The 16,866-nt window shown below is 42.8% G+C and carries 20 protein-coding genes; 18 read left to right on the forward strand and 2 right to left on the reverse strand.

Annotation, left to right across the window (positions count from 1 at the left end):
- The first annotated feature begins 70 nt into the window (after positions 1–70).
- From hemW to AC6I9F_RS04345, 15 genes are all read left to right on the forward strand, one after another.
- Positions 71–1,201 carry a radical SAM family heme chaperone HemW gene (hemW, locus tag AC6I9F_RS04275; RefSeq protein WP_498022979.1) on the forward strand — a complete coding sequence of 377 codons (1,131 nt, stop codon included), beginning with the start codon at positions 71–73 and terminating at the stop codon, positions 1,199–1,201.
- A 4-nt stretch (positions 1,202–1,205) separates the two neighbouring features.
- The gene (locus AC6I9F_RS04280; RefSeq protein WP_498022981.1) at positions 1,206–1,943 is read left to right on the forward strand and encodes an acyl-ACP thioesterase domain-containing protein; all 738 of its coding nucleotides are present in this window, start codon (positions 1,206–1,208) and stop codon (positions 1,941–1,943) included.
- A gap of 10 nt (positions 1,944–1,953) precedes the next feature.
- The gene (locus tag AC6I9F_RS04285) at positions 1,954–2,727 is read left to right on the forward strand and encodes a TIGR01457 family HAD-type hydrolase (protein WP_261148497.1); all 774 of its coding nucleotides are present in this window, start codon (positions 1,954–1,956) and stop codon (positions 2,725–2,727) included.
- Positions 2,717–3,334: a TIGR01906 family membrane protein gene (locus AC6I9F_RS04290; RefSeq protein ID WP_261148496.1), complete on the forward strand. Its 618-nt coding sequence runs from the start codon at positions 2,717–2,719 to the stop codon at positions 3,332–3,334. The genes AC6I9F_RS04285 and AC6I9F_RS04290 overlap by 11 nt, the downstream gene beginning before the upstream one ends.
- Positions 3,335–3,650: 316 nt before the next feature.
- A complete protein-coding gene (locus AC6I9F_RS04295) occupies positions 3,651–4,052 on the forward strand; it encodes a Spx/MgsR family RNA polymerase-binding regulatory protein (protein WP_000631259.1) in 402 nt (133 codons plus the stop codon).
- Positions 4,052–4,330 carry a UPF0223 family protein gene (locus AC6I9F_RS04300; protein WP_001041974.1) on the forward strand — a complete coding sequence of 93 codons (279 nt, stop codon included), beginning with the start codon at positions 4,052–4,054 and terminating at the stop codon, positions 4,328–4,330. The genes AC6I9F_RS04295 and AC6I9F_RS04300 overlap by 1 nt, the downstream gene beginning before the upstream one ends.
- Positions 4,320–5,093: an inositol monophosphatase family protein gene (locus AC6I9F_RS04305; protein WP_173214077.1), complete on the forward strand. Its 774-nt coding sequence runs from the start codon at positions 4,320–4,322 to the stop codon at positions 5,091–5,093. The genes AC6I9F_RS04300 and AC6I9F_RS04305 overlap by 11 nt, the downstream gene beginning before the upstream one ends.
- Positions 5,094–6,398, forward strand: coding sequence for an RsmF rRNA methyltransferase first C-terminal domain-containing protein (locus tag AC6I9F_RS04310; protein ID WP_498023005.1), 1,305 nt, complete (start codon positions 5,094–5,096; stop codon positions 6,396–6,398).
- Positions 6,399–6,618: 220 nt separating this feature from the next.
- The gene (locus tag AC6I9F_RS04315; protein ID WP_084923991.1) at positions 6,619–7,497 is read left to right on the forward strand and encodes a phosphate ABC transporter substrate-binding protein PstS family protein; all 879 of its coding nucleotides are present in this window, start codon (positions 6,619–6,621) and stop codon (positions 7,495–7,497) included.
- Complete coding sequence (gene pstC / locus AC6I9F_RS04320) at positions 7,497–8,414, forward strand: phosphate ABC transporter permease subunit PstC (protein ID WP_498023007.1); 918 nt, start codon at positions 7,497–7,499, stop codon at positions 8,412–8,414. The genes AC6I9F_RS04315 and pstC overlap by 1 nt, the downstream gene beginning before the upstream one ends.
- Positions 8,404–9,288: a phosphate ABC transporter permease PstA gene (gene pstA / locus AC6I9F_RS04325; protein WP_173275875.1), complete on the forward strand. Its 885-nt coding sequence runs from the start codon at positions 8,404–8,406 to the stop codon at positions 9,286–9,288. The genes pstC and pstA overlap by 11 nt, the downstream gene beginning before the upstream one ends.
- Positions 9,289–9,298: 10 nt before the next feature.
- Positions 9,299–10,102 (forward strand): phosphate ABC transporter ATP-binding protein PstB, encoded by an 804-nt coding sequence (pstB, locus tag AC6I9F_RS04330; protein ID WP_000049848.1) that lies wholly within the window; start codon positions 9,299–9,301, stop codon positions 10,100–10,102.
- Between the two features lie 12 nt (positions 10,103–10,114).
- Positions 10,115–10,873 (forward strand): phosphate ABC transporter ATP-binding protein PstB, encoded by a 759-nt coding sequence (pstB, locus tag AC6I9F_RS04335; RefSeq protein WP_000133484.1) that lies wholly within the window; start codon positions 10,115–10,117, stop codon positions 10,871–10,873.
- An 11-nt stretch (positions 10,874–10,884) separates the two neighbouring features.
- The gene (phoU, locus tag AC6I9F_RS04340; protein WP_176139548.1) at positions 10,885–11,538 is read left to right on the forward strand and encodes a phosphate signaling complex protein PhoU; all 654 of its coding nucleotides are present in this window, start codon (positions 10,885–10,887) and stop codon (positions 11,536–11,538) included.
- Positions 11,539–11,695: 157 nt separating this feature from the next.
- Positions 11,696–12,511 carry an ABC transporter substrate-binding protein gene (locus tag AC6I9F_RS04345; protein ID WP_000837372.1) on the forward strand — a complete coding sequence of 272 codons (816 nt, stop codon included), beginning with the start codon at positions 11,696–11,698 and terminating at the stop codon, positions 12,509–12,511.
- Positions 12,512–12,729: 218 nt separating this feature from the next.
- Here AC6I9F_RS04345 and AC6I9F_RS04350 read toward each other — a convergent pair whose 3' ends face one another.
- Together AC6I9F_RS04350 and AC6I9F_RS04355 are read right to left on the reverse strand one after the other, a co-directional pair.
- A complete protein-coding gene (locus AC6I9F_RS04350; protein ID WP_498023011.1) occupies positions 12,730–14,001 on the reverse strand; it encodes an aminotransferase-like domain-containing protein in 1,272 nt (423 codons plus the stop codon).
- A gap of 139 nt (positions 14,002–14,140) precedes the next feature.
- Entirely contained in the window at positions 14,141–14,314 is a 174-nt protein-coding gene (locus tag AC6I9F_RS04355; RefSeq protein WP_498023013.1) for a hypothetical protein, read from the reverse strand.
- 24 nt (positions 14,315–14,338) lie between these two features.
- Here AC6I9F_RS04355 and budA point away from each other — a divergent pair, with 24 nt between their 5' ends.
- The 3 genes from budA (at position 14,339) to murB (ending at position 16,848) form a co-directional block, all read left to right on the forward strand.
- Positions 14,339–15,070: an acetolactate decarboxylase gene (gene budA / locus AC6I9F_RS04360; RefSeq protein WP_000360314.1), complete on the forward strand. Its 732-nt coding sequence runs from the start codon at positions 14,339–14,341 to the stop codon at positions 15,068–15,070.
- 9 nt (positions 15,071–15,079) lie between these two features.
- A complete protein-coding gene (locus AC6I9F_RS04365; RefSeq protein WP_498023015.1) occupies positions 15,080–15,832 on the forward strand; it encodes a YhfC family intramembrane metalloprotease in 753 nt (250 codons plus the stop codon).
- A 110-nt stretch (positions 15,833–15,942) separates the two neighbouring features.
- Positions 15,943–16,848, forward strand: coding sequence for a UDP-N-acetylmuramate dehydrogenase (murB, locus tag AC6I9F_RS04370; RefSeq protein WP_173214092.1), 906 nt, complete (start codon positions 15,943–15,945; stop codon positions 16,846–16,848).
- Positions 16,849–16,866 lie beyond the last annotated feature (18 nt).

Consider the following 16,866-nt stretch of genomic DNA (forward strand, 5'->3'; position numbering starts at 1 on the left):
AGCGAACAATGCTAGGATTTTGTTAAAGGGAATTCTAAGTATTGTTCGCTTTTGTGGTATAATAAGTACTATGCAGAAAAAACCAACGTCAGCCTATGTGCACATCCCGTTTTGTACCCAGATTTGTTATTATTGTGATTTTTCAAAAGTTTTTATCAAGAATCAGCCGGTAGATAGTTATTTGGAACATCTGTTAGAAGAGTTTCAATCTTATGATATTCAAAAGTTGAGAACCCTCTATATCGGTGGTGGCACACCGACAGCTTTGTCAGCTTCTCAACTGGAGGTGTTATTGAAGGGCTTGACTAAAAACTTGGACTTGCCTGTCTTGGAGGAGTTGACCATTGAAGCCAATCCAGGTGACTTGGATGCGGATAAGATAGCTGTGTTGAAGAACTCGGCTGTCAATCGTGTTTCGCTAGGCGTGCAGACCTTTGATGATAAGATGCTGAAAAAGATTGGGCGCAGTCATTTGGAGAAGGATATTTATGAAAATATCGACCGTCTGAAACTGGCTGGTTTTGACAATATCTCTATTGATTTGATCTATGCACTGCCAGGTCAGACCATGGAGCAGGTCAAGGAAAATGTGGCTAAGGCCATTGGGCTGGATATTCCCCATATGAGTTTGTATAGTTTGATTTTAGAAAATCATACGGTCTTTATGAATCGTATGCGACGAGGGAAATTACCTCTGCCTAAGGAAGAACTGGAAGCTGAGATGTTTGAGTACATCATCGCAGCGCTGGAGCGAGCTGGTTTTGAACATTATGAGATTTCTAATTTCTCCAAACCTGGTTTTGAAAGTAGCCACAATCTTATGTACTGGGACAATTCTGAATATTATGGCATTGGTGCTGGGGCGTCTGGCTATGTCAATGGTGTTCGCTATAAAAACCATGGTCCCATTCGTCATTATCTCAGTGCAGTTGAGGAAGGCAACGCACGTATTACAGAAGAGCATCTGAGTCAAAAAGAGCAAATGGAAGAAGAACTGTTCCTGGGACTCCGCAAGAAATCAGGGGTCTCGATGGCGCGATTTGAGGAAAAATTTGGCCGGTCTTTTGATGGACTATATGGTGAAATCATCAGAGACTTGGTTCAACAAGGTCTCATGCAAATAGAGGGTGACCAAGTTCGCATGACAAAAAGAGGTCTCTTTTTAGGAGACACCGTAGCAGAACGATTTATTTTGGAGTAGAATGATGGGCTTAACTTATCAAATGAATATGAAAATTCCTTTTGATATGGCTGATATGAACGGTCATATCAAGCTTCCAGATGTGGTTTTGCTATCCCTACAAGTTTCAGGGATGCAGTCGATTGAACTAGGAGTTAGTGATAAAGCCATTTTGGAAAACTATAATCTGGTCTGGATTATCACAGACTATGATATTGAGGTGGTTCGTTTGCCTCGTTTTGCGGAAGAAATCACCATCGAAACGGAAGCTTTGAGCTACAATCGGCTCTTTTGCTACCGTCGCTTTACTATTTATGATGAAGCAGGGCAGGAACTCATCCACATGATGGTGACCTTTGTTCTCATGGATCGAGACAGTCGAAAAGTCCATGCTGTCGAACCTGAGATTGTAGCTCCGTATCAGTCTGATTTTGATAAAAAACTTATCCGCGGACCAAAGTATGAGCCTTTGGAAGAGCCAGTCAGCAAGGATTACCATGTCCGTTTTTATGACTTGGATATGAATGGTCATGTCAATAACAGTAAATACTTAGACTGGATTTTTGAAGTCATGGGAGCTGACTTTTTGACCCAATATATTCCCAAGAAAATCAACCTCAAGTATGTCAAGGAAGTTCGACCAGGTGGGGTGATTACATCGGCTGTTGAAAGGACTGGACTGGAAAGCAAGCATGAGATCACAAGCGACGGAGCTACCAATGCCCAAGCAATCATCACTTGGCAAGAAATAAAAAAGGATTAGGGATAAATAGATGAAATATAAAGGCTATTTAATTGATTTAGACGGAACCATTTATAAGGGGAAAGACAGAATCCCAGCAGGAGAGGCTTTTGTCCATGAATTGCAAAAGCGGGACATTCCTTATCTTTTTGTGACCAACAATACAACCCGTACTCCTGAGAGTGTTCAGGAGATGTTGGCTCAGAATTTTAATATCGATACGCCCCTATCGACTGTCTACACAGCGACTTTGGCAACCATCGACTATATGAATGACTTGGGACTGGAAAAGACCGTCTATGTCATCGGAGAAGCAGGGCTCAAGGAAGCCATCAAGGCGGCTGGTTATGTGGAAGATAAGGAAAATCCTGCCTATGTGGTAGTAGGCCTGGACTGGCAAGTAGACTATGAAAAATTTGCCACAGCAACTCTAGCTATTCAAAAGGGTGCCTACTTTATCGGAACCAACCCTGACCTCAACATCCCGACAGAGCGTGGTCTTTTGCCTGGTGCTGGTTCACTGATTACCCTTCTTGAAGTGGCAACACGAGTGAAGCCTGTTTATATCGGGAAACCAAATGCCATCATTATGGACAAGGCGGTTGAGCACTTATGTTTGGAACGTAAAGAGTTAATCATGGTCGGGGACAACTACCTGACTGATATTCGAGCTGGGATTGACAATGGTATTCCAACGCTCTTGGTGACGACAGGTTTTACCAAGGCAGAAGAAGTAGCAGACCTACCAATCGCACCGACACATGTGGTTTCTAGCCTTGCGGAGTGGGATTTTGATGAAAACTAAACTGACCTTTTGGGGCTCTATGCTCTTTCTTCTCTCCCTCTCAATCCTTCTGACCATTTATCTGGCTTGGATTTTTTATCCGCTGGAAATCAAGTGGCTAAACTTAACGAATCGAGTCTATCTAAAACCAGAAACCATTCAATACAATTTTCATATCTTGATGAATTATCTGACCAATCCTTTTAGTCAGGTCTTGCAGATGCCTGATTTTCGTTCGTCAGCAGCCGGTCTGCACCATTTTGCAGTGGTCAAGAACCTCTTCCACCTGGTACAGTTAGTTGCCCTAGTGACACTGCCAAGTTTCTATTTCTTTGTCAATAAGATTGTGAAAAAGGGCTTTTTGTCTCTTTATCGTAAAAGTCTCCTGGCTCTAGTGGTCTTGCCTTTACTGATTGGACTTGGGGGAGTTTTGATTGGTTTTGACCAATTCTTTACTCTTTTCCATCAAATTCTCTTTGTGGGAGATGATACTTGGCTTTTTGACCCAGCCAAGGATCCAGTGATTCTGATTTTACCAGAGACTTTCTTCCTTCATGCCTTCCTCCTCTTTTTTGCCCTTTATGAAAGCTTCTTTGCCTATCTTTATCTAAAAAGTCGTAGGAAGTGAAACGAAAGATGTTTTTATTTTACATGTATAAATTAGGTGTGTGATTCGAAACTATCGTTAATACTCAATGAAAATCAAAGAGCAAACTAGGAAACTAGCCGCAGGCTGTACTTGAGTACGGCAAGGCAACGTTGACGCGGTTTGAAGAGATTTTCGAAGAGTATAAGAGTGAATTAACTAAATCTACATTGCCTCAATCGTTCGCAAACAGTCTATTTTTCTTGAAAAATAGGCTTTTTTTTCTAAAAATCCCTAGTCAAGCGCTTTATTTTTTTGTATAATAGAATTAGCAAAGTATAGATAAGAAGAGAAAAGCATGATTACACTATTTCTATCACCGAGCTGTACATCATGTCGTAAGGCTAAGGCCTGGTTAGAAAAACATAAGGTTCCCTTTGTGGAACACAATATCATGACCAGTCCTTTAACAAGAAAAGAATTGCAACACATCCTTTCCTTGACCGAAAATGGTACTGATGACATCATTTCAACTCGTTCAAAAATTTTTCAAAAATTGAATATTGATGTAGAGAGTATTTCGGTATCGGAATTGCTTCATTTGATTGAGCAGTATCCTAGTCTTTTGCGTCGTCCAATTATTATCGATGCCAAACGCATGCAGATCGGTTTTAATGAAGATGAGATTCGTGCTTTTCTCCCTCGTAGTTACCGTAAGCAAGAACTAAAAGAAGCAAGAATGAGAGCTGGTATTAGTTAATGAACAAACAGTATAGTTACCCACTAGATTTGTCGTGGAGCACTGAAGAACTTGCTTCAGTGCTTTCTTTTTTTAATGATGTTGAAGCTGCCTATGAGGGCAAGGTAGAGGCTAAAAAGTTACTGGACTCCTATAAGGGATTCAAGGCGGTCGTGCCAAGCAAGAGTGAGGAGAAACGTTTGGGACGAGAATTTGAAACAGTTAGTGGCTATTCGCTTTACCGAGCAGTTCAGGCTGCCAAGGAAAAAGGGGAAGGAAAGATTTCTCTTGGAAAGTAAATTTGAATTTGCTAAAGAGCTAATTAAGAAAGCGGGCCAGTACATACTTGACCATATGCAGGAAGATTTGCAGGTTACGACTAAGTCCTCTCCAACAGATTTGGTGACCAGACTGGACAAGGAAGTTCAGGAGCTATTGGTTGGTGAGATTTTGTCCCGTTATCCTGAGGATAAAATTTGTGCTGAAGAAGGTTGTCTGCGAGCTTCAGTTCAAGAGGGCAAGGTTTGGGTCATTGATCCCATTGATGGGACCAATAATTTTGTGGCCCAGCAGGAAGATTTTGCTGTCATGATGGCTTATTTTGAAAATGGTCAGGGGCAGTTTGGGCTGATTTATGATGTGGTCAAAGGGGATTGTTATCACGGTGGTGGGGAATTTCCGGTTTGCCGAAACGATCAGCCCCTAGCTCCTTTTAAAACTAAACCACTTGGAGATTTTCTTATTGCAGGGAATAGTGGCATGCTGGAAACCAATGAATGGGGACTGGCTGATTTGAGTCGAGCCGTACTAGGTGTACGTGTCTATGGTAGTGCGGCCATTAGTTTTGCCAAGATTTTGTCAGGGCGTTTGTTGACCTATGTCACCTATCTGCAACCATGGGATTATGCTGCGGCTAGTATTTTAGGGGAAAGTCTGGGCTATGAGGTTGTGACTCTTTCTGGTGAAGCTCCTGATTTTCAAACCAGACAACCGGTCATGATGCTACCTCTTGAGATGCAGGAGGAAATTCAGTCCTATATTTACGAAAGGAAAAGAACTTAAATGCAATTTCCAGAAGGATTTGTTGAAAAATATGAAGAGATACTAGGAGATGAGGCAAGAGATTTTCTTGCCTCTTTTGAGGAGGAAGCGGTTTCGGCCTTTCGGGTCAATCCCTTAAAAGAAGAGCAACTTTCCTTTTCTGATGCCATTCCTCAAACCCCTTGGGGACACTATGGGAAGGTTTCAGGGAAATCGCCTGAGCATGCTACTGGCTTGGTTTATTCGCAAGAACCCGCTGCCCAGATGGTGGCTCAGGTAGCCCAACCCAGTCCTGGAATGAAGGTCTTGGATTTAGCCGCTGCTCCAGGTGGCAAATCAACCCAACTGGCAGCCTATCTAGCAGGAGAGGGTCTCCTTGTTTCCAATGAAATTTCAAGCAAACGGGCTAAGATCTTAGTAGAAAACATGGAGCGCTTTGGAGCGACAAATGTCGTGGTGACCAATGAATCTGCTGACCGCTTGGCCAAGGTTTTTAAGGGCTATTTTGACCTCATTGTCCTAGATGCCCCTTGCTCAGGGGAAGGGATGTTCCGTAAGCAACCAGATGCTATGGACTATTGGAGCCTTGATTATCCGAGCCAATGTGCAAGTTTGCAAAGAGAAATTCTAGCGGATGCGGTGACTATGCTAGCTGAAGGTGGTCGCTTGGTTTATTCAACCTGTACCTGGGCTCCTGAGGAAAACGAGGAGATTGTCAATTGGTTGCTGGAAGAGTATGATTTTGATTTGCTGCCAGTAGAGCATATCAATGGAATGGTAGCTGGTATTGACCTGCCAGAAACGGCTCGGATGTATCCTCATCATTTTAAGGGAGAGGGTCAGTTTGTAGCCCATCTACAGTTTAAGGGTGACAATCCAGCACCTAAATGTAAGGCAAGTAAGAGTAATCTCAGCCGTGAACAAGTTACTTTGTGGCAGGAATTTGCCCAAAAACATTTGAAGGTCAATCTAAGGGGTATCTTGCAGACTTTTGGAGACCAACTCTATCTCCTGCCAGAACTTTTGCCAGATTTAGGGAAACTCAAGATTGCTCGGAATGGACTGCATCTGGGTACCTTTAAGAAGAAACGCTTTGAGCCTAGTTTTGCTCTTGGTCTAGCCTTGAAACCGAGTCAGGTCAAGCAGTCGGTTGAAATTGACCAAGAAGCGTTTGTAAAGTATGTCGCTGGAGAAACCGTTCAGCTGGTGGAAAGTCTGCCAAATGGTTGGTACCAAGTTTTGGTTCAAGGCAATGGTTTGGGCTTTGCTAAGGTGACTGAAAATATTTTGAAAAATTATTTTCCAAAAGGCCTCAGATTCAAGTGAAAATGCTAGTCAAAGTAGCTTGTCTATGTTATAGTGGAAGTATGGATTTTTTTCAAATTATCTTTCATTTTAAGTCAAAATTGGCGGAGAAGGCAACTGAGCAAATTTCTAGTAAAACTAAGCTAGTAACTTCAGTTGGCTCCCTATTTTCAAAAGAAAAATATAAATAAATAGTTGAAAAAATTCACAGCATTCACCATTATTTTCAAGGAGAAAAACAGTGAAAAAAAGGAAAAAACTCGCTCTATCCCTTGCAGCTCTTTTGCTGGCAGGTTCTTTAGCGGGATGTGCTAGCTGGATTGATCGTGGAGAATCCATGACAGCTGTTGGCTCAACGGCTCTTCAGCCCTTGGTCGAAGCAGCAGCAGATGAATTTGGCTCTTTGCACGTTGGAAAAACAGTTAACGTTCAAGGTGGAGGATCTGGTACAGGTCTGTCTCAGGTTCAGTCTGGAGCCGTTGATGTAGGAAATTCAGACGTATTTGCCGAGGAAAAAGACGGTATCAACGCATCCGCTCTAGTGGACCACAAGGTTGCTGTAGCGGGCTTGGCAGTGATTGTAAACAAAGAAGTTGACGTTGAAAATCTGACAACTGAACAACTCCGTAGCATCTTCACAGGTCAAGTAACCAACTGGAAAGAAGTCGGTGGGAAAGACCTAGCCATTTCCATTATCAACCGTGCGGCAAGTTCTGGTTCGCGTGCAACCTTTGATAGTGTTATCATGGATGGCCAATCTGCCGTGCAGAGTCAAGAACAGGATTCAAATGGGATGGTCAAAAACATTGTTTCCCAGACACCAGGAGCCATTTCTTACCTAGCCTTTGCCTATGTGGATGACTCGGTGAAACGCATGAAGTTGAATGGCTATGAGCCGATTGCAGAAAATGTTACAAGCAATAACTGGCCTTTGTGGTCTTATGAACACATGTACACCCTAGGTCAACCAAATGAATTGGTGGCAGAATTCCTCAACTTTGTCCTCTCAGATGAAGCGCAAAGTGGAATCGTTAAGGGAATGGGCTATATTTCTGTTAAGGAAATGAAGGTTGAAAAAGATGCTGTAGGAACGGTGACAGCACTAGAAGGGAGTCAATAATGAATCAAGAAGAATTAGCTAAAAAATTACTTTCTCCCTCAAAGAACTCTCGTTTAGAGAAACTTGGAAAAGGCTTGACCTTTGCCTGTCTGTCTTTGATTGTTATCATTGTGGCCATGATTTTGATTTTCGTAGCCCAAAAAGGTTTGTCGACCTTCTTTGTAAATGGGGTTAATATCTTTGATTTCCTCTTTGGCCAAATTTGGAATCCTTCAGGTAAACAATTTGGTGCGCTTCCAATGATTTTGGGTTCCTTTATTGTCACAATCCTATCAGCCCTTATCGCAACTCCTTTTGCTATTGGTGCGGCAGTCTTTATGACGGAGGTCTCACCAAAAGGTGCAAAAATCTTGCAACCAGCCATTGAATTGCTTGTCGGGATTCCTTCCGTCGTGTATGGATTTATCGGTTTGCAGGTCGTAGTTCCTTTTGTCCGTAGTGTCTTTGGTGGAACTGGTTTTGGGATCTTGTCAGGGATTTTCGTTCTCTTTGTCATGATCTTACCGACGGTAACCTTTATGACAACCGATAGCTTGCGTGCGGTGCCTCGTCACTACCGCGAAGCTAGTTTGGCTATGGGAGCCACTCGTTGGCAAACTATCTGGCGCGTGACTTTGAAGGCGGCGCGTTCAGGGATTTTCACTGCAGTGGTCTTTGGGATGGCGCGTGCCTTTGGTGAGGCCTTGGCCATTCAGATGGTAGTCGGAAACTCAGCCGTTGTCCCAACTTCATTGACAACACCTGCTGCGACCTTGACCTCTGTGTTGACCATGGGTATCGGAAATACCGTTATGGGAACCGTTGACAATAACGTTCTCTGGTCACTGGCCTTAGTCTTGCTCTTGATGAGTTTGGCCTTCAACAGTGTGATTAAATTGATTACGAAAGAAAGAGGAAAGAAAAACTATGCACGCTAAGAAATTAGATAAAATTGCAACAGCTGTCCTCTACTCTATTGCAGGAATTATCGTAGCCATCTTGGCATCCTTGATTCTCTATATCTTGGTTCGTGGTTTACCCCACATCTCTTGGTCTTTCTTGACTGGCAAATCATCTTCTTACCAAGCAGGTGGAGGGATTGGAATTCAGCTCTATAATTCCTTCTTCCTTCTGGTCATTACCTTGATTATCTCTGTGCCCTTATCTATGGGGGCTGGGATTTTCCTAGCTGAATATGCCAAGAAAGGTCCTGTGACCAATTTTGTCAGAACCTGTATTGAAATATTGTCTTCACTGCCATCAGTGGTTGTGGGTCTCTTTGGTTACTTGATCTTTGTAGTTCAGTTTGAGTATGGATTTTCAATTATTTCAGGTGCCTTGGCCTTGACAGTCTTTAACTTGCCTCAGATGACTCGTAATGTCGAGGACAGTTTGAAACACGTTCACCATACGCAACGTGAGGCCGGCTTGGCCCTTGGAATTTCTCGTTGGGAGACAGTTGTCCATGTGGTCATTCCAGAAGCTTTTCCAGGTATTGTGACTGGGGTCGTCTTGGCCTCTGGTCGTATCTTTGGTGAGGCTGCGGCTCTTATCTATACAGCAGGACAATCCGCTCCAGCCCTTGACTGGTCTAATTGGAATATTCTCAGTGTGACAAGCCCAATCTCTATCTTCCGTCAAGCAGAAACCTTGGCTGTCCACATTTGGAAAGTTAATAGTGAAGGAACCATTCCTGATGGCACCATTGTATCAGCAGGTTCTGCAGCCGTGCTCCTCATCTTTATCCTCATCTTTAACTTTGGAGCCCGCAAACTCGGAAGCTACCTACATAAGAAATTAACTGCTGCCTAAAGGAGAAGCCATGTCAAAATATAATTGGGATGAAAAGCATATCATCACCTTTCCTGAAGAGAAAGTGGCCCTCTCTACTAAGGATTTACATGTTTACTACGGTAAAAATGAATCCATCAAGGGCATCGATATGCAATTTGAAAAAAATAAAATCACGGCCTTAATTGGTCCATCTGGTTCAGGGAAATCAACCTATCTCCGCAGTCTCAACCGTATGAATGATACCATTGATATTGCCAAGGTAACAGGTCAAATCCTCTACCAAGGGATTGATGTCAACCGTCCAGAAATCAATGTTTATGAAATGCGTAAGCACATAGGAATGGTCTTCCAACGCCCAAATCCCTTTGCCAAGTCTATCTACCGCAATATCACTTTTGCCCATGAACGTGCAGGTGTTAAGGACAAGCAAGTCTTGGATGAAATTGTGGAAACCTCTCTTCGTCAGGCTGCCCTTTGGGACCAGGTCAAAGACGATTTACACAAATCAGCCTTGACCCTATCAGGTGGTCAGCAACAGCGTCTTTGTATCGCTCGTGCTATCTCTGTTAAACCAGATATCCTCTTGATGGATGAGCCGGCATCAGCCTTGGATCCGATTGCGACAGCCCAGCTGGAAGAAACCATGCTAGAGTTGAAGAAGGACTTTACCATCATCATTGTGACCCACAGTATGCAGCAGGCTGCGCGTGCTAGTGACTACACAGGATTTTTCTACTTGGGCGATTTGATTGAGTACGATAAGACCTCTAATATTTTCCAAAATGCCAAACTACAGTCAACCAATGACTACGTAACAGGACACTTTGGATAGAAAGGAAACAGTATGACAGAAGCGATTTTACAGGTATCAGACCTGTCCGTTTACTACAATCAAAAAAAGGCCTTGAATAGTGTTTCCCTATCTTTCCAACCTAAGGAAATTACAGCCTTGATTGGTCCATCTGGATCAGGGAAATCAACCCTCCTCAAGGCTATCAACCGCATGGGGGATCTCAATCCAGAGGTAACCACAACTGGTTCGGTGGTTTACAACGGCCACAACATTTATAGCCCACGTACAGATACAGTTGAATTGCGGAAGGAAATTGGTATGGTTTTCCAACAACCAAACCCTTTCCCTATGTCTATCTACGAAAATGTTGTTTACGGGCTTCGTATCAATGGAGTGAAGGACAAGCAAGTTCTAGACGAAGCAGTGGAAAAAGCCCTACAACGAGCTTCTATCTGGGATGAGGTCAAGGATCGCCTGCATGATTCAGCTATCGGGCTTTCAGGTGGACAACAACAACGTGTCTGTGTTGCCCGTGTCTTGGCAACTAGTCCTAAAATCATTCTTTTGGATGAACCGACTTCAGCCTTGGACCCTATCTCGGCCGGTAAGATTGAGGAAACCTTGTATGGTCTAAAAGATAAATACACCATGCTCTTGGTTACGCGTTCCATGCAACAAGCCTCTCGTATCTCTGATAAGACAGGATTTTTCCTAGATGGAGATTTGATCGAGTTTAACGATACCAAGAAGATGTTCCTCAACCCACAACACAAGGAAACAGAAGATTATATTTCAGGAAAATTTGGATAAGGAGATAAATGATGTTACGTTCTCAATTTGAAGAAGATTTGGAGAAATTGCACAACCAGTTCTACGCTATGGGACAAGAAGTGCTATCCCAAATCAATCGTACGGTACGTGCCTTTGTTACGCACGACCGTGATTTGGCCAAGGAAGTCATCGAAGACGATGCAGAAGTAAATGAATACGAAGTGAAATTGGAGAAAAAATCATTTGAAATGATTGCCCTTCAACAACCCGTTTCTCAGGACTTGCGTACTGTTCTAACAGTCTTAAAAGCCGTATCTGACTTGGAACGTATGGGTGACCATGCCGTTTCCATTGCCAAAGCGACAATTCGTATGAAGGGTGAGCAACGTATCCCAGCTGTTGAAGAAGAAATCAAGAGAATGGGTCGCGATGTCAAGAACTTCGTCGAAGCAGCCCTTGAACTCTATCTGAATGGTTCAGTGGATCAGGCCTATGAAGTAGCAACCATGGATGAAAAAATCAACCATTACTTTGATAGCATTCGTGACTTGGCTACAGAAGAAATCAAGAAAAATCCAGATGCTATCGTTACAGGCCGTGATTATTTCCAAGTGATTGCCTTCTTGGAACGCATTGGAGACTATGCCAAGAATATCTGTGAATGGGTTGTTTACTTTGAAACAGGTAAGATTGTCGAACTATAAAACAAGTTCAATCTGTATAAAAAGGAGCTTGAAATCAACTGATAGCTCCTTTTATTGAATGAAAAAAATATTTTTAAGATAAAAATTCAAAAAACACTTGACAAGTAGCTTGAATAGCGTTATAATTATACAAAATTAACAGAGAGGTTGTTTATTTATGAAATCAAAAAAATGGATATTTGTTTTATGTAGCTTTCTTGCAAGTTTCTTCTTAGTGGCTTGCCAGTCGGGTTCGAATGGTTCTCAGTCAGCTGTTGAGGCCATTAAGCAAAAGGGGAAATTAGTTGTGGCGACTAGTCCTGATTATGCACCTTTTGAATTCCAATCCTTAGTTGACGGAAAAAACCAGGTAGTCGGTGCGGACATTGATATGGCCCAAGCTATCGCTGATGAACTTGGGGTTAAGTTGGAAATCTCAAGCATGAGTTTTGACAATGTCTTGACTAGTCTTCAAACAGGTAAGGCTGATCTAGCGGTTGCGGGAATTAGCGCTACTGACGAGAGAAAAGAAGTCTTTGATTTTTCAATCCCTTACTATGAAAACAAGATTAGTTTCTTGGTTCGTAAGGCTGATGTAGAAAAATACAAGGATTTAACTAGCCTAGAAAGTGCTAATATTGCAGCCCAAAAAGGGACTGTTCCAGAATCAATGGTCAAGGAACAATTGCCAAAAGCGCAATTGACTTCCCTAACTAATATGGGTGAAGCTGTCAATGAATTGCAGGCTGGAAAAGTAGATGCTGTTCATATGGATGAGCCTGTTGCGCTTAGCTATGCTGCTAAAAATGCCGACCTAGCTGTCGCAACTGTCAGCTTGAAGATGAAGGACGGTGAAGCCAATGCCGTTGCCCTTAGAAAAAATAGTGCTGATTTGAAAGAAGTGGTGGACAAGGTCATCCAAAAACTCAAGGATGACGGTACCTACCAAAAATATCTTGAAAAAGCGGCAACCTTAACAGAAGTTGAAGAATAATACTCAATGAAAATCAAAGAGCAAACTAGGAAGCTAGCCGCAGGTTGCTCAAAGCACTGCTTTGAGGTTGTAGATAAGACTGACGAAGTTCAGCTCAAAACACTGTTTTGAGGTTGTGGATAGAACTGACGAAGTCAGTAACCATATCTACGGTAAGGCGACGCTGACGTGGTTTGAAGAGATTTTCGAAGAGTATAAGAAAAAAGCAGAGTTGGAAGTCAGTCCAATTCTGCTTTTAAATAGTTTAAAACCTTTTCCAGATTATCTAAGGACACCTTGGCAAATTGATAAGGACAGGTGCTTAAATAGGCCTCTTCAAAGAAATCCAAGCCCAGTTGACTGTGTTTGAGACTGGCAATTTTAGGATACTGTCTCAGGTCTAGTAATACACCATCGTGAAGCGGGAAATGAGGAAGGGGGCAAGGAGTGTTAGCTAATCTTTCCTCGAGTTGTTTTTGGTAGTCTTCCTGATTGGACAATCGAGCTAGACGATTTTTCTCAAATAATTGACTGTCAATATAGAGTGACAGGGCCTTTTGCATGATGAGGTTGCTGTCGTAATCTAGGATATTTTTGTAAGCCACAAAGGCTTCTTTGATAGCATTTGGAAGAATGAGTGACGTAATCCGCAGGGCTGGAAAGAGGCTGGTTGAGAAGGACTTGATGTAAATGATCCGCTCCTCTGTATCCAGATAGTGGAAGGTCTGACCCTTCTTGGAATCCAAATCCCCCAGATAATCGTCTTCGACGATATAAACACCATACTTGGCAGCTAAGTCAAGAATAGCCCGTTTGTCCTGCTCAGAATAGGAATGCCCCAGAGGATAGTGAAAACGAGGAATGGTATAGAAAAACTTAATTTTTCCTGTTTTGAAGTGGCCTTCCAGCTCTTCCAAGTCAATCCCATCAATGCCTCGTTCAATCGTTTGATAGTCCAATCCCTGAGCAATCAAGAGGCGATTCATCCGATGGTAGGTCGGCTGTTCCACCAAGATTTCCTTGGCTTGGCTAGGGAAGGAAATTTGAGAGAGGATAAATAAGGCTTGTTGGGTCCCAGAAGTCAGTACCAGTTGATCAGCCTTGCAGTAGAGAGCTTGGTCAAAGAGGAGTTTATGAATGGATTGTCTTAAGTCTTCTAATCCTTCTTGGTTGTCATAGTAGTTGAAGAGGTAGTTTTCCCGACCAATCAAGGTTTCATTGATACAGAGTCGGAAATCGTCATAGGCACTGGCATGTTCGTCAGTGACTTCGATTTCTAGATCCTGGTGTTGCCCTTGTTCTAGGACATAGTAACCACTCTGGGGCTTGGCATAGAGGTATTGTTCGTGCCGTAATTCCAGCAGGGCTCGTTGGACAGTATCCTTGCTACAGTGAAAGTCAAGGCTCAGTTGACGGATAGAAGGCAGGCGGCTTCCCGTCGAAAATCGTCCAGACTCGATACCATTTTTTAGATAGGAAACAACCTCTTGGTACTTGCTTTGTTTCTTCATTCCAGACCTCCCTTGATTTTGTTACATTGTACCCTTTTTTTTCCTTCTTGGCAATGTCTAGGGTATTTCTCTCGTTCACATCTAGGGGCAAATGTGGTATACTTAGGAGTAAGATTTATAGAATAATACTCTTCGAAATCTATTCAAACCACGTCAGCTTCGCCTTGCCGTAGATATGGTTACTGACTTCGTCAGTTCTATCCACAACCTCAAAACAGTGTTTTGAGCTGACTTCGTCAGTCTTATCTACAACCTCAAAGCAGTGCTTTGAGCAACCTGCGGCTCGCTTACTAGTTTGTTCTTCGATTTTCATTGAGTATAACAGATAAGAAAGAGAATGGATAAGAACGTGCAGGAACCAGTGAAATTATTTCAATACAATACCCTTGGAGCCTTGATGGCAGGCCTTTATGGTGGTACTATGACAGTAGGAGAATTGCTAGAACATGGTGACCTTGGTTTGGGAACCTTGGATTCTATTGATGGAGAATTGATTGTCTTAGATGGCAAGGCCTATCAGGCCAAAGGCTCAGGAGAACAACCAGAAATTGTAGAAGTATCACCAGATGCCCTTATTCCTTATGCAGCAGTAGTACCACATCAGGCAGAAGTTATTTTCCGCCAGCGCTTTGAGATGACAGACAAGGAATTGGAAGAACGAATCGAGTCTTATTATGACGGGGAAAATCTTTTCCGCTCGATCAAGATTCGTGGCGAATTTTCACATATGCATGTGCGCATGATTCCCAAGTCGACACCAGATACCAAGTTTGCTGAGGTCGCAACCCATCAACCGGAATATAGTCGTGACAATGTGGCGGGAACCATCGTTGGTTTCTGGACGCCTGAGATTTTCCATGGGGTTAGTGTGGCAGGTTACCATCTGCACTTCATCTCAGATGATTTGACCTTCGGTGGGCATGTCATGGACTTTGTCATCAAGGAAGGCATTATCGAGGTAGGAGCAGTGGACCAGTTGGACCAACGTTTCCCAGTACAAGACCGTCAATACTTGTTTGCTAAGTTCAATGTTGACGAGATGAAAAAAGATATTGAAAAGGCGGAATAGGAGAAGAAAATGACCATTCATATTATCATTACCATGTTGCTGTTGCTGGCTTTCTTGATAGGGAGCATTTGGTATGCTAAAAAGAAATACCAGATTAATCTAGCTGTCTTGGGCTTGGGGGCTGTTGCTTTCTTTGTCTCTTCACAGATTTTAGAAAAACTGGTGCATATCTTGGTTTTGCATCCTCAAAAAGACGGTAGTATTGCCCTCTTGCAAGAACATCCGCTTGTCTATATCATCTATGGCTTAGCTATGGCAGCATTTTTTGAGGAAACTGCTCGTCTTATTTTCTTCAAATGGTTGGAGAAAAAGAGAAGTTTGGAAAAGGCAGATGCCTTGGCTTATGGATTGGGGCATGGTGGCTTGGAGTTGATTTTCCTAGGTCTTACTAGTTTGCTTAATCTCTACATCGTTCTCTCAGCAGTTCAAACGCAAAATCCACAGGTCATGCAATTGCTGTCTGAAAATATGTTGAAAACTATTCAGTCGCTATCAGTCTGGCAGATTTATTTGCTTGGTTTTGAGAGAATCTTGGCGCTAGGTTTCCAATTACTCTTGACAGTTTGGGTTTACCAAGCTATTCGCCAGAAGAAATGGATTTATCTCCTAGCAGCCTATGGCCTACATGCCTTCTTTGATCTGGCACCATCTCTAGTCCAAGTTGGCTGGCTGACCAATCCAGTCTTGGTTGAAGTTGTCCTAGCACTAGAGCTCGTTCTGGTTGCCTATGGAACCAAGGCAATCTTTTGTAAAAAATCATAAAAAGAGGGGAAACCTCTTTTTTGTTTAAAATAAGCCCAAGATTTTTTTAGGGTCGTCAAATGGTCTTAAAAATGGTATAATGGAATGAATTTTGTAAAAGGAAGAGTGACATGTCTGTAAGAGAAAAAATGCTTGAAATCTTAGAAGGAATTGATATCCGTTTTAAGGAACCCTTGCATAGTTATAGTTATACAAAAGTAGGTGGAGAGGCTGATTATCTGGTCTTTCCACGAAATCGTTTTGAGTTGGCTCGCCTTGTCAAATTTGCCAATCAAGAAAATATTCCTTGGATGGTTCTTGGAAATGCCAGCAACATTATCGTTCGTGATGGTGGGATTCGTGGATTTGTCATCTTGTGTGACAAGCTCAATAACGTTTCAGTTGATGGATATACCATCGAAGCAGAAACAGGAGCCAACTTGATTGAGACAACTCGCATTGCCCTTCGTCATAGTTTGACTGGCTTTGAGTTTGCTTGTGGCATTCCTGGAAGCGTTGGTGGTGCTGTCTTTATGAATGCCGGTGCCTATGGTGGCGAGATTGCCCACATCTTGCAGTCTTGTAAGGTCTTGACCAAGGATGGAGAAATCGAAACCCTGTCTGCCAAGGACTTGGCTTTTGGTTACCGCCACTCAGCCATTCAAGAGTCTGGTGCAGTTGTCTTGTCAGCTAAATTTGCCCTTGCTCCAGGAACCCATCAGGTTATCAAGCAGGAAATGGACCGTTTGACGCACCTACGCGAACTCAAGCAACCTTTAGAATATCCATCTTGTGGTTCGGTCTTTAAGCGTCCAGTAGGTCATTTTGCAGGTCAATTAATTTCAGAAGCTGGCTTGAAAGGCTATCGTATCGGTGGCGTAGAAGTGTCTGAAAAGCACGCGGGATTTATGATCAATGTTGCTGACGGAACGGCCAAAGACTACGAAGACTTGATTGAGTCTGTTATCGAAAAAGTCAAGGAACACTCTGGCGTTACTCTTGAGAGAGAAGTCCGTATTCTAGGTGAAAGCAAGTAGGAAGCTGTAGTTGAAAAG

This window comes from Streptococcus nakanonensis, assembly GCF_059738785.1.

Coding starts and splice junctions, on each gene's coding strand:
- AC6I9F_RS04365 (WP_498023015.1), top strand. CDS start 15,080: ATGACCATTCATATTATCATTACCATGTTGCTGTTGCTGGCTTTCTTG.
- murB (WP_173214092.1), top strand. CDS start 15,943: ATGTCTGTAAGAGAAAAAATGCTTGAAATCTTAGAAGGAATTGATATC.
- AC6I9F_RS04280 (WP_498022981.1), top strand. CDS start 1,206: ATGGGCTTAACTTATCAAATGAATATGAAAATTCCTTTTGATATGGCT.
- pstB (WP_000049848.1), top strand. CDS start 9,299: ATGTCAAAATATAATTGGGATGAAAAGCATATCATCACCTTTCCTGAA.
- AC6I9F_RS04310 (WP_498023005.1), top strand. CDS start 5,094: ATGCAATTTCCAGAAGGATTTGTTGAAAAATATGAAGAGATACTAGGA.
- pstC (WP_498023007.1), top strand. CDS start 7,497: ATGAATCAAGAAGAATTAGCTAAAAAATTACTTTCTCCCTCAAAGAAC.
- AC6I9F_RS04295 (WP_000631259.1), top strand. CDS start 3,651: ATGATTACACTATTTCTATCACCGAGCTGTACATCATGTCGTAAGGCT.
- AC6I9F_RS04300 (WP_001041974.1), top strand. CDS start 4,052: ATGAACAAACAGTATAGTTACCCACTAGATTTGTCGTGGAGCACTGAA.
- hemW (WP_498022979.1), top strand. CDS start 71: ATGCAGAAAAAACCAACGTCAGCCTATGTGCACATCCCGTTTTGTACC.
- budA (WP_000360314.1), top strand. CDS start 14,339: ATGGATAAGAACGTGCAGGAACCAGTGAAATTATTTCAATACAATACC.
- pstA (WP_173275875.1), top strand. CDS start 8,404: ATGCACGCTAAGAAATTAGATAAAATTGCAACAGCTGTCCTCTACTCT.
- AC6I9F_RS04290 (WP_261148496.1), top strand. CDS start 2,717: ATGAAAACTAAACTGACCTTTTGGGGCTCTATGCTCTTTCTTCTCTCC.
- pstB (WP_000133484.1), top strand. CDS start 10,115: ATGACAGAAGCGATTTTACAGGTATCAGACCTGTCCGTTTACTACAAT.
- AC6I9F_RS04355 (WP_498023013.1), bottom strand. CDS start 14,314: ATGAAAATCGAAGAACAAACTAGTAAGCGAGCCGCAGGTTGCTCAAAG.
- phoU (WP_176139548.1), top strand. CDS start 10,885: ATGTTACGTTCTCAATTTGAAGAAGATTTGGAGAAATTGCACAACCAG.
- AC6I9F_RS04345 (WP_000837372.1), top strand. CDS start 11,696: ATGAAATCAAAAAAATGGATATTTGTTTTATGTAGCTTTCTTGCAAGT.
- AC6I9F_RS04285 (WP_261148497.1), top strand. CDS start 1,954: ATGAAATATAAAGGCTATTTAATTGATTTAGACGGAACCATTTATAAG.
- AC6I9F_RS04350 (WP_498023011.1), bottom strand. CDS start 14,001: ATGAAGAAACAAAGCAAGTACCAAGAGGTTGTTTCCTATCTAAAAAAT.